At 44.2% G+C, this 11,487-nt stretch carries 10 protein-coding genes; 4 read left to right on the top strand and 6 right to left on the bottom strand.

What is annotated here, in order from left to right:
• Positions 1 to 315: 315 nt before the first annotated feature.
• A complete protein-coding gene (locus ACGTNI_RS08140; protein WP_394461428.1) occupies positions 316 to 1,797 on the top strand; it encodes a phospholipase D-like domain-containing protein in 1,482 nt (493 codons plus the stop codon).
• 81 nt (positions 1,798 to 1,878) lie between these two features.
• Here ACGTNI_RS08140 and ACGTNI_RS08135 read toward each other — a convergent pair whose 3' ends face one another.
• Positions 1,879 to 2,229, bottom strand: a complete 351-nt coding sequence (locus ACGTNI_RS08135) for a YflT domain-containing protein (RefSeq protein ID WP_394461426.1) — start codon at positions 2,227 to 2,229, stop codon at positions 1,879 to 1,881.
• Positions 2,230 to 2,526: 297 nt separating this feature from the next.
• On the opposite strand from ACGTNI_RS08135, the gene ACGTNI_RS08130 reads away from it, so the two are divergent.
• The 3 genes from ACGTNI_RS08130 (at position 2,527) to ACGTNI_RS08120 (ending at position 6,633) form a co-directional block, all read left to right on the top strand.
• On the top strand, positions 2,527 to 3,117 hold the full coding sequence (locus ACGTNI_RS08130; RefSeq protein ID WP_394461424.1) for a DUF2087 domain-containing protein: 591 nt from the start codon (positions 2,527 to 2,529) through the stop codon (positions 3,115 to 3,117).
• 104 nt (positions 3,118 to 3,221) lie between these two features.
• Positions 3,222 to 6,176: a formate dehydrogenase subunit alpha gene (gene fdhF, locus ACGTNI_RS08125; protein WP_394461422.1), complete on the top strand. Its 2,955-nt coding sequence runs from the start codon at positions 3,222 to 3,224 to the stop codon at positions 6,174 to 6,176.
• Positions 6,169 to 6,633 carry a helical membrane plugin domain-containing protein gene (locus ACGTNI_RS08120; RefSeq protein ID WP_062445441.1) on the top strand — a complete coding sequence of 155 codons (465 nt, stop codon included), beginning with the start codon at positions 6,169 to 6,171 and terminating at the stop codon, positions 6,631 to 6,633. Before fdhF ends, ACGTNI_RS08120 begins: the two co-directional genes overlap by 8 nt.
• 52 nt (positions 6,634 to 6,685) lie before the next feature.
• Here the strand turns inward: ACGTNI_RS08120 and ACGTNI_RS08115 are convergent, their stop codons facing one another.
• The 5 genes from ACGTNI_RS08115 to nfsA form a co-directional block, all read right to left on the bottom strand.
• Positions 6,686 to 7,162: a DUF456 domain-containing protein gene (locus ACGTNI_RS08115; protein ID WP_394461420.1), complete on the bottom strand. Its 477-nt coding sequence runs from the start codon at positions 7,160 to 7,162 to the stop codon at positions 6,686 to 6,688.
• A gap of 104 nt (positions 7,163 to 7,266) precedes the next feature.
• Positions 7,267 to 8,400, bottom strand: a complete 1,134-nt coding sequence (locus ACGTNI_RS08110; RefSeq protein WP_394461417.1) for a CapA family protein — start codon at positions 8,398 to 8,400, stop codon at positions 7,267 to 7,269.
• A 406-nt stretch (positions 8,401 to 8,806) separates the two neighbouring features.
• A complete protein-coding gene (locus tag ACGTNI_RS08105; RefSeq protein WP_394461415.1) occupies positions 8,807 to 9,808 on the bottom strand; it encodes an aldo/keto reductase in 1,002 nt (333 codons plus the stop codon).
• A 70-nt stretch (positions 9,809 to 9,878) separates the two neighbouring features.
• A complete protein-coding gene (locus ACGTNI_RS08100) occupies positions 9,879 to 10,616 on the bottom strand; it encodes an NAD-dependent protein deacylase (RefSeq protein WP_085507793.1) in 738 nt (245 codons plus the stop codon).
• 97 nt (positions 10,617 to 10,713) lie between these two features.
• Positions 10,714 to 11,487, bottom strand: coding sequence for an oxygen-insensitive NADPH nitroreductase (gene nfsA / locus ACGTNI_RS08095; RefSeq protein ID WP_394461413.1), 774 nt, complete (start codon positions 11,485 to 11,487; stop codon positions 10,714 to 10,716).

Below are 11,487 nucleotides of genomic sequence, written 5' to 3'. Positions count from 1 at the left end.
ACGGCCTGAAACGGAAACCGTCTAACCAATTATGAGATTGACTCAGTAAAAAAGGTTCCGGTCATCAAAATTCGATAATCGGAACCCTTTTTTTACTATTTTCGGCTAGTTATGTCCCAGACTCTTTTTATTTTTAAAAAAGGGAATATAGTATGATGGTGAAAAGAGGGGGATTCTATTAATGGAGGAACTAGTAGGTCAATGCACTAAATGTGATAAAAAAATATATTGTGAAAACGGCTTTTTGAATGGCATGTATGAGAACGGCAAACTATATTGCGAGCGTTGTTATGAAAATCTAAAGGAAAAGGATAAATGAAAAACAAACTTAATCAAATAAAAATTACATTTAAACAACTACTTAAGAAAAAGCGTAGTTGGGTCTTTCTGGCCGTGGTACTGTGGGTGGCCGTTGTGATTTTTTACAATACTTCCTATAAAGCACTCCCGGTGGGGCTGTCTTATCAAGGCAATGTACATGATATGGAGAACATCGAATTTTTCCAGGATCTGACCTATCAGGACAAGACAGGAAAAACGGTTCATGAGCTGGAAATATTCGAAGAAATCAATGAGATGATTGCAGAAGCGGAAGAGTTTATTGTGATAGACATGTTTTTATTCAATGGCTACACCGATGGTAACCATGATTTCCCAGAAATATTCAAAGAACTGGCTGATGCTATTATCAAGCAAAAAGAAAAGCACCCAGATTTAAAGGCTGTATTTATAACGGATCAAGTCAATACGGTGTATAACTCCTATCAGCCCGAAGCTATCAAACGGCTGCGAAAAAATGATGTGGATGTTGTCATGACAAGCTTAAGTGAGCTTCGGGATTCGAATCCATTATATTCATCCGTTTACCGGACCTTTTTTCAATGGTTCGGCGAAGAGGGAAATGGCTGGATAGGCAACCCTATGGCTAAAGAGGCCCCGGATATTACCTTCCGTTCTTACGTTAAGATGATGAATATCAAAGCAAATCACCGAAAAGTGGTAGTGACAGAGGATGCGGCTATGGTTTCCACGGCCAATCCCCACGATGCAAGCGGCTATCATGAAAATGTCGCCTTTAAAATGAAAGGTCCGATTCAAAAAGATATTTTGAAAGCGGAAAAAGCTGTTGTCGATTATTCGTCAGAAGGTGAAGTAGATTACCCGGACATTGACAGTTATTCTTTTGAAGAGCAGACAGGAAGCATTAATGCACAGTTTCTTACTGAACGTAAAATTTATAATGCTATCCTGGCTGACCTGGAAAAAGTCCGGAAAAATGACACTGTCTGGCTTGGCATGTATTATCTTGCTGATAGAAAGGTGCTGGAGAGGTTAAAGAATGCCGCTGAAAATGGGGCAACGATCAATATTATCCTCGATCCTAATAAAACGGCATTCGGTAACACAAAAACGGGACTTCCGAACCTTCCGGTAGCTGCAGAACTAATGAATCTGGAAAATAACAATCTTAATATTCGCTGGTATAATGTCGATAAAGAGCAATTCCATACCAAAATGCTTTATATCGATAAAGTTGAGGGAGACCATACCATCATCGCAGGATCTGCCAACTATACTCGCCGTAATTTATCTAACCTGAACCTGGAAGCAGACGTCAGGATACAGGCCCCTGAGAACGAGCAGGTGATCAAAGAGGTAAGGGATTACTTTGAAAAAATGTGGAGTAATCAAGGTGGAAAATACACCGTAGCTTATGAGGAAAATGAAAGTAACCTGAATTTCTTATTGAGCCTCACTTACCGTCTCCAAAAATTAATCTGGTTCACCACCTATTAAAATAAATCCCGGAGCCCTCCAATTTTTGGAGGGCTCCGGGGTGTTTACTAAAAAAACGAGTGGAAAGCCCACTCGTTTCCATTAAGCAATAATGTTTTCCACGTTATCTGTCTCCGTGACAATCAGAAGAACTTTTCCTACATCCATTTCTTCTTCATAGCTGTCTGCTTCACTATCGCTGAAGCCCATTTCAGATAGCTTCGTTCGTAGTTCATCGCCTTTTTTGCTGAACATGTTCGTTACATAATTTTTTAAGTCCTGTTCGGAGAAACCGATTTTGTTGGCATTTGCATTGCTTGCTAAACGGTCAGTGCGGTCATCGTCATGCGTGAGAATATAAACGTTATTGCTATCGATTCCTTTATCTTTTAACTTTTTAACATCTTCGACTACTTTTTCATCATTCTGGTATTCGCGAATAAATGGTTTCATTGAAATCAGCTCCTTCTCATGATTGTTCACTATCTTAATTACCGTTTGCTCTTCACTTTAAACAAAAGTTTACTAGAGATTATGGTGGCTGGGAAAACGGATCGCTTTCCATGGGCATGTGGTGAGCTTCCTCAGGCTTCGCCTTGCGGGATCTCACCGCTCATGTTCATCCCACTGGAGTCTCACCGTTTTCCCAACCACCATACCATTATAAGAATCTCGAAATTCCAATTGACAATTTCATCTAATTAGAATACCATCTAATTAGATGAGCATTTAATGTTAGGGGTTGAGTTTATGCAGCTGGATAAGATGGTGAAGTTTCATAAGGCAGTTGGAGATGTGACAAGGATACGGATTATCACATTATTGAAAAAAGGGCCGATGCATGGCCAGGAAATCGCCAATCGCCTGGGGTTAAGGGCACCTACCATCACACATCATATCGCCAAGTTGAAAGACACCGGCATGGTGTATGCGAGACGGGATATGAATACGATTTATTTCCATCTGGATGAAAAGAAACTGGAATTCATGGCAACTGCCATATTACGAATTGGGGAGGAGAACTTTTTGAAAAATGAAGAATTGCAAATGTCGGCACAGGAAAAACAGAAAGTCGTTCAGAACTTCGTCACCTCAGACGGTAAACTGAAACAGATTCCGAGCCAGTTGAAAAAGAAACTCGTAATCCTGAGCTACTATGTAAATCATTTTGAAACAGGGAAAGTCTATGATGAAAAAGAGGTCAATGACTATATCAAAACCTTTCATGACGATTATGCAACAATCCGCCGGGAATGGGTGATGCAGCAGTTCATGTACCGCGAAAATAATCGCTATCAGCTGAACCCTGTAGAAATGTGGCCGGTTATTTTTGAAAAATAGGTTTTAGTGCTCCTCGAAAAGGTTAGTAGTTTATATAATGGGAAATTTATACTTCACCTAGTATTAAAATTACTTCCATCAATCTAGTAGGGGAGGAAGATAGTATGTTAGAGCGTGACCATACCGTTGTCACGATCAACGGTCAAGAATACTTAGCAGATCCAGGACAGAATCTATTGGATCTTATCAATACCACCGGGGAAAATATCCCGCAGATTTGTTATAACGAATCGTTAGGACCAATTGAAACGTGCGATACATGTATCGTCCAGGTAAACGGTGAACTGACCCGTGCCTGCGGAACTAAAGTCGAAGCAGGTATGCGAGTCCAAACCAACCTCGAAGAAGTTCATGATGCCCAGAAAGAGGCATTGGATACGATCTTGGAGAAGCACGAACTGTATTGTACGGTGTGTGATTACAACAACGGCGACTGTGAAATACATAATGCCGTTTCTGATTTCGGACTGGAACATCAATCACGGGAATTCAAACCGACTTCCTATGAAACCGATCGCTCCGGTTCCTTTTACCGCTATGACCCGAACCAATGTATCTTGTGCGGCCGCTGTGTCGAGGCTTGCCAGGATATTGTTGTCAATGAAACACTCACCATCGATTGGGACCGGAAAGAACCGCGTGTCCTTTGGGATAATGACGTTTCCATCGACCAGTCTTCCTGTGTGAACTGCGGGCTGTGTGTAACCGCTTGCCCTTGTAACGCTTTATTAGAAAAAGACATGGAAGGGGAAGCAGGCTACCTGACAGATCAGGAACCAGGTCTGCTCCGTTCTATGATTGATTTGACCAAAAAAGTCGAATCCGGATATGGGCCGTTACTGGCTGTATCCGATACAGAAGCCAAAATGCGCGAAGACCGTATCAAGAAGACAAAGACCGTTTGTACGTATTGCGGTGTAGGCTGCAGCTTCGATGTGTGGACAAAGGATCGTCAAGTGCTGAAAGTCGAACCTCACGCCCAGTCTCCGGCAAACGGCATTGCTACCTGCGTTAAAGGGCGTTTCGGCTGGGACTATGTCAATAGTGAAAAACGTCTGAGAAAGCCTTTGATTCGCCGTGGCGATCATTTTGAAGAAGTGGAATGGGATGAAGCAATTCAATATGTCGCTAAACGTTTCACAGAAATTAAAGCAGAGTACGGTCCGGATGCGTTAGGATTCATCGCATCTTCCAAAGCGACAAATGAAGAATCCTACCTGATGCAGAAGCTCTCCCGCCAGGTAATTGGAACAAATAACGTGGATAACTGCTCCCGTTACTGTCAGTCCCCGGCTACAAAGGGGCTGTTTAGAACCGTCGGGCATGGTGGTGATTCCGGCTCGATCGATGACATCGCTAAAGCGGATCTTGTCATGACGATTGGTTCCAACACAGCAGAATCACATCCGGTACTGGCCTCCCGCATCAAGCGTTCCCATAAGCTGTTCGGGCAGAAACTGTTCGTGTTTGATATCAGAAAACACGAAATGGCCCGCCGTGCCGATCGTTTTTATGAGCCGAAGTCAGGTACCGACCTTGTCTGGTTATCCGCGGTTACGAAATATATCCTCGATCAGGGGTGGGAAGATAAGAACTTCCTTGACGAATGGGTAGATGGCTTTGACGAGTACAGACAAAGCCTTGAAAAATATACCCTGGAGTATGCGGAAGAATTGACAGGTATCTCGCAGGAGGAATTGAAGGATCTCGCAAAAGAAATTGCAGAGCAGGATAAAGTTGCAATTTGCTGGGCGATGGGTGTCACGCAGCATATGCTCGGAAGTGATACAAGTACAGCAATTTCCAATCTGCTCTTGATCACTGGAAATTACCGTCGTCCAGGAACAGGTGCTTACCCACTGCGCGGACACAATAATGTCCAGGGCTGCAGTGACTTCGGAAGCATGCCTAATTACTTCCCGGGCTATGAGTTCGTAACGGATGATAATGCACGTAAACGATATGAAAAAGCATGGGATGTCGATCTTCCGAAAGAACCAGGAATGGATAACCATGAACAAATCAAAGCAATGCATGAAGGGAAGCTGAAGTCCTTCTATGTTAAAGGGGAAGACACCGGTATTGTTGATGCAAACATCAACTATGTTACGGCAGGTTTTGAAAAACTGGACTTCATGGTTGTTCAGGATCTTTTCCTGACAAAAACAGCTGAGTACGCTGATGTGGTACTGCCTGCATGTGCCAGCCTGGAAAAAGACGGCACATTCACGAACACAGAGCGCCGGATCCAGCGCCTGTACAAGGCATTGGAACCAATGTATGATGCGAAACCGGATTGGGAAATCATCCAGCTGATTGCTAAAGAGCTTGGAGCTGACTGGGAGTACACCCATCCAGAGCAGATCATGGAGGAAGCTGCGAGTCTCGCACCGTTATTTGCCGGTGTCAGCTATGAAAAGCTGGAAGGCTTCGAATCCCTGCAGTGGCCGGTACATGAGGATGGCACGGATGAGCCGCTGCTGTTCCAGGAAGGTTTCAATTTTGACAACGGAAAAGCGAAGCTCTATCCATTGGATTTCCAGCTTCAATATGATGTCACGGAAGAGTATGACCTGCATATTAACAACGGCCGGCTGCTGGAACACTTCCATGAAGGTAACATGACGTATGAATCGGAAGGTATTGTCCGCAGAACTCCTAGTGCTTGGGTGGAAATTTCACCGGAGCTCGCAGAAGAAAGAGGCTTGAAAGAAGGTGGAGAGATCAAGCTGATTTCAGAAGCAGGCGAAGCGACAGGAATCGTTACGATCACCGACCGCGTCAAAGGAAAAGAATTGTATATTCCGATGAGCGCCAATGGTAAATCAGCTGTCAACTTCCTGACGGACAACCGTGTCGATAAGGACACCGATACTCCGGCATATAAAGAAATTGCCGCCAAATTAGAAGTTGTCCAGAAAAAAGGGGAGAAGTCTCCGATTCCGCCGAATAACCATCGCCGCGGAAACCGCCAGCCGCAAATAAGCGTCCAGGTGGAGCGGAAGTGGCAGCGGGATGATTATGAATTCCCAGGAAGCAAGGTGAAGAAAAATGGCTAAATCGATGACGAATATCAAGCGGATGGAAGTGCCCAAAGAAGTACAGGTCGATAGGGATATGGAGGAAATTAAAGAAGCGGTATCCGAAAATAAACATGCAATTCTCGAAGGAATCAAGCTTTTGAAAGCATTGGATGATGCCGATACTTTGCAAGCCCTGTACGCATTGACGAATCATCGTAAGGATGCGATGAGGCTGATGGCGAAGGAACTGAACAAGGACCAATATTCCGGTGTGCTGGAAAACCTCACTGGATTCATGTTCCTTCTGGGGGAGCTGGATGTAGATGCAATTCGTAACCTATCCGACCGCGTCAATCGCGGCTTGGAAGAAACGGAAAAAGAACCAGAATCCAAAACCGGCTTCATGGATCTTGCCAAAGCATTGAAGGACCCGGAAATCAACCGCAGTGTCACGATGTTGATGCAGTTTTTAAAAGGAATGGGAAGAGATTAATAAAGAAAATCCAGCACCGGCAAAGGTGCTGGATTTTTTAAGCTGAGTTTCTTTAAATGGCGATGAAAAACCAGATAATCATAATCAGTTGAATCACTATTTTAGCGACTGATCCACTAAGGAAACCGAACAGGGAACCGATGCTTGCGCGAAAGGCATCCTGAGGTGAGCGCTGCTGCAGCAATTCCACGATCAATACGGCAGCAAACGGGACGATTAGAATCCCCAGGGGAGGAATAATGAACGAGCCGACGATGACTCCAATCGCTGCGGACCGCTCCCCCCATTTGGTGCCGCCGTATTTTTTTACAAAAAAACTGTTCGCAATAATGTCGGACACAAATAACAGAACCGTAAGTAATACCATCGCTGTCCAGAAAAAGCCGGATAGTTCGCTATTATCTAAGAAGAAATGGAATAACAAAAAGCCGGCCCAAATGGCCAAAGTACCTGGAATAATCGGGAAAACCAGGCTGAGAAAACTTAATAAGAATAAAAGAATGATAATAACCCATAGAATGACTTCCATTCCCGCACCTCCGTTTTTTCGTTCAAAGCCTGCTATTTCTATCTTCCATCGTACACTAAATAAGAAAAAGACGCATAGCTTAATTGCTCATGCGTCTCTTTCTGTTATTCGCCGGTTATTTCAAACGAGTCATTAATAGTAATTCCCGGAGCGGAACGCTGTTCCAGGGCCGTCGCTAGACTGTGGCTGTCCGGGTGGGGCTTGATTATATCATCCTCAATGAAATGGGGAAGAAAGCTGTAGGTAGCTGCTTCATTTTCATCGATTTCCACTTGCAATATACCTGTCTGTGCTGTTTCTCCCGCTACGTAATCCGGAAAGAGGAAATTGCCTAACGAATAGGCGATCAATTTCCCTTTATACATCTCAAACCCCTGGAGTACATGGGGATGGCTTCCGATAATGCCATCAGCACCGGCATCAATCATGGCGTGTGCATATAATTGTTCGGACTCATTAAATTGAATTTCTTTTTCGTTCCCCCAATGGATTTGGACAAAAACATAGTCATTCTTTTCTTTTGTCGCCTGGATGATGTTGATCACCCTTTCCAACTGATAGCCGCTTGCTGCACCAGGCCGTTCACCAACCGCATACCATTCAATAAATGGGAGGACTTTAGAAAAATTCAAGAAAGCGACACGCTTCCCTTGTATCTCTGTTTCGAATGCCTGATAAGCCTCATTTTCTGTCCTGCCGGCCCCGATGGTTTCTAAGCCCGCTTCCTCTGCAAAATGCAGCGTATCAGTCAGTCCGTCAATCCCATAGTCCAGGGTGTGGTTGTTCGCAAGCGCGACCCCATCGACACCGATTTGTTTCATGGAGGACATTGCTTCAGGTGTGGTCCGGAAATTGTAGAGTTTATCCTCTTTCGTACCACGTTCCGTGACAGCAGTCTCTAAATTGATGAATGTAAAATCATCGTTCAAAAAGTAGTCGTTGACATGCTGGAAGGGATAGGCGTGCCCCTTTTCAGCTACGGTTTGTTCCAGCGACATGGCAAACAGAACGTCACCAGTAAATGTAAGTGTCATCGACGAGGGCTCGGGTTCTGGAGCTGGAAGTTCCTCCGCTTCAGTTCCTTTCGCTTCCTTATCTTCAGGAGAAGCTTCTTCTTTTTCCTCAGCAGAGGGGCTTCCTTGTGCACTTACATGGCGGTTTGTCTCTTTTTCTTCAGCAGAACTGCAACCAACGATAAAAATAAGTGAAAAAAACAGGATAGTAACTATGTATTTCAATGATGATGACTCCTTATGTAAAAAATAGTAACGATTTCAAGCAATCTATTTGACCAAATAAAAACATAACAACTTCATACTAATATACAATACTATCCAATACAACATAATATTAGAAGATAGTAGTTTATTATTACAGAAATGGGTGATATCTCACAATTACTAATTAAATAGGAAGCGTGTGTTAACCTGTTTTAAGAGATAACTAGCTTATATGAGAGACACGACCCCCGGTATATGAGCCAAATTGGAAAATTAGAGAGACAAAATGAAAAATATAGGAGACAAATTAAAAACTTTAAGAGAAGATAATGGCGGAAGAGAGACACGGAAGCCTTATCGGAGACAATCTATGGAGATCCTCCATAGAAAAAGACCGGCTGGTAATCAGCCGGCCATCGATCCATTATTTTATTCCTAATTGCTGTCTGTCAGGGGGTGCCATGAATTCCGGACCTACTGGGTCTTTGACATGGCGCATCAGAATTTCATCGATGTCGCGCAGGCTGTCTTCATCGATGTCAAAATCAAGTTCGTCGATCGGATTCATTTGATCCGGGCGGCGTCCGCCCATCAAAGCGATGTCGGCGCCTGGCTGCTGGATGACCCATTTCAATGCCAGGTGAAGGACACGTTTTCCAAACCTGTCCTGGGCCAGTTTGTCCAATTCGTCCACGGCGCTCAAGTATTGCTCAAACCGCGGCTGTTGGAACTTCGGATCTTCTTTTCGTAAATCATCTCCTTCAAAGCTGCGGTCTTTTGTCATTTTTCCAGACAATAATCCCCGGCATAAGGAGCCATATAATAAGGAAGACATATTGTTTTCCTGTACGTAAGGGAGCACATCATTCTCCGCTTCACGCTCAAATAGGTTATACGGAGGCTGCAGGGTATGCAATGGAGCAGATTCCCGGAAGTAATCCATTTGCTCCGGCGTAAAATTACTGACGCCAATGGCACGTATTTTTCCCTGTTTATAGAGGTAGTTCAACGCTTCTGCTGTTTCGTCAATCGGTGTCACCGGGTCAGGCCAGTGAACCTGATAAATATCGATGTAATCCGTTTGCAGCCGTTTTAGAGAATCATCGATTTCCTGGTGGATCCGTTCTTTACTGCCATTCCGGAATGGCTGCTCGTTTTTCCAATCCAAACCGACTTTCGTGGCAAGAACGATGTCATCCCGGCTGCCATAGTCCTTTACAGCTTTCCCGATGATTTCTTCTGACCGGCCAAACCCGTATACCGGTGCTGTGTCAATCAAGTTGACGCCTTTATCCAGTGCGGTATGGATGGTGCGGATTGAGTCTTTCTCATCGGTACCGCCCCACATCCAGCCGCCGATCGCCCATGTGCCAAGACCGATCGGACTCACTTTCAAGTCCGTGTTGCTGATTTGTATTCTATCCATGAATATCACTCCCATACTGCAAGTCTCTCTACCGCTGTTCCCGTTATGGCACGAGTTTAATCGTTCCACTTCAATCGATTAACGGACTAAGTTCCTCGACAACTTTGCTCAGATCGTCGTGAATCACTTGATCGAATAAATAATCCTTACCCGTCGGCTCCCCGTTGATCATAATAGAAGGGATGCCACGATAGGAGGCATATTCCGGAAGCAGGTTGAACGGAGTGACAAAAAGGGACGTACCCATGACGAGCAGCACATCGACATGATCGAGAATCGCTTCCGCTTCATCATGTGCTGTAATCATATCTCCGAATAAAACGACACCAGGTTTCAAAATATCGCCACAGCCCGGTTCCTGACAATACGGAATTTCGTTCTTCATAACGTAATCAAGGCTGTAAGAAGCCTGGCAGGAGGGGCAGGATGCCTTGTTTAATGTACCGTGGTATTCGACAACCCGACTGTTTCCGGCCAACTGATGAAGGCCATCGACATTTTGTGTAATAATAGCGATATCTTTCCCAGTGTCTTCGAGTCGTTTGAAAAATTGATGCACCTGGTTTGGCTGATAGTTTTTCAACAGTTTCAACCGAAAAATGCTTTTATATTTATTCCAAAAATCCACCGGGTCTTGGAAGAAGTACTGGCTGGACATATAATATTCACGTGCGTGATCTTCCGTCCACAATCCTTCGCTGGACCGAAAATCAGGAATGCCGCTTGCGGTTGATACTCCAGCACCAGTTAAAACGGCAACCGAGTTCGCCTCCTGGATGAGTGTTGCTATTTGATCTAAGTTGTTCATGAACTTCCCTCCCAGGTAAAGAATTGAAAGTATCCTAATTATAGTACACACGAGCCTAACAATTAAATCTGAAGGAAGTATAAAATAATAGAACAGCTCAGGATAAGAGCTGTTCTACTATGGAAAAGAATATTATTTTTTTATTGAAGCCTTTATTCTTAACATGATCTGTGACATCCATCCGAATTGTGTTCTGGAACCGGCGTTTCATCTGGTCTGTCCAGGTGTCCGTACGGTTGTTCTCTGATCTTTTTTCATAATATTTAGCGATCCTGTCATCGAAACGATCGAGCACATCTTCATGCTGTCGGTAGCTGTTTTCAAAATAGACAGCATCAATCGGAAGGCGTGGTTTTTGTTCCGGGTGGTGTGCTGGATAGCCAATTGCCATGCCGAAAAGGGGAATGACGTGTTTTGGCAGATCCAATAATTCATCGACTCTGGCAATGTTATTTCGGACACTGCCGATGTAGCAGATGCCGAGCCCCATAGACTCTGCTGCAATTGCCGCATTTTGTGCTGCGAGAGCGGCATCAATGGCAGAAACAAGAAAATGTTCGCTGTTTTCCAGATTGTCCCGCATTGCTTCATATTCTTCCTCATTCGCTTTGACTGTCACCCGGTTCAAATCCGCACAAAAGATAAGAAAATGGCCATTATCTTTTACATAGCTTTGTCCTGTTATTTCCGCAAGATCCGCTTTTTTTTCTTCGTCCGTCACCCCGATAATGGAGTAAGCCATCATATAGCTCGAAGTGGAAGCGTGCTGGGCGCTTGATATTATCATTTCGATTTGCTGCTCGTTCAATTTCTTTGATTTGAACTTCCTGATGGAGCGGTGACTTAACAAATTTTCAATCATTTCATTCAT

Source organism: Thalassobacillus sp. B23F22_16 (assembly GCF_043496955.1).
GTDB lineage: Bacteria > Bacillota > Bacilli > Bacillales > Halobacillaceae > Thalassobacillus > Thalassobacillus devorans_A.
Note: the sequence above shows the minus strand (reverse complement) of the source record. Positions and strands in the feature narration are given on the sequence as shown.

Coding starts and splice junctions, on each gene's coding strand:
- ACGTNI_RS08100 (WP_085507793.1), bottom strand. CDS start 10,616: ATGAACAACTTAGATCAAATAGCAACACTCATCCAGGAGGCGAACTCG.
- ACGTNI_RS08135 (WP_394461426.1), bottom strand. CDS start 2,229: ATGAAACCATTTATTCGCGAATACCAGAATGATGAAAAAGTAGTCGAA.
- ACGTNI_RS08115 (WP_394461420.1), bottom strand. CDS start 7,162: ATGGAAGTCATTCTATGGGTTATTATCATTCTTTTATTCTTATTAAGT.
- fdhF (WP_394461422.1), top strand. CDS start 3,222: ATGTTAGAGCGTGACCATACCGTTGTCACGATCAACGGTCAAGAATAC.
- ACGTNI_RS08140 (WP_394461428.1), top strand. CDS start 316: ATGAAAAACAAACTTAATCAAATAAAAATTACATTTAAACAACTACTT.
- ACGTNI_RS08105 (WP_394461415.1), bottom strand. CDS start 9,808: ATGGATAGAATACAAATCAGCAACACGGACTTGAAAGTGAGTCCGATC.
- nfsA (WP_394461413.1), bottom strand. CDS start 11,487: ATGAATGAAATGATTGAAAATTTGTTAAGTCACCGCTCCATCAGGAAG.
- ACGTNI_RS08120 (WP_062445441.1), top strand. CDS start 6,169: ATGGCTAAATCGATGACGAATATCAAGCGGATGGAAGTGCCCAAAGAA.
- ACGTNI_RS08130 (WP_394461424.1), top strand. CDS start 2,527: ATGCAGCTGGATAAGATGGTGAAGTTTCATAAGGCAGTTGGAGATGTG.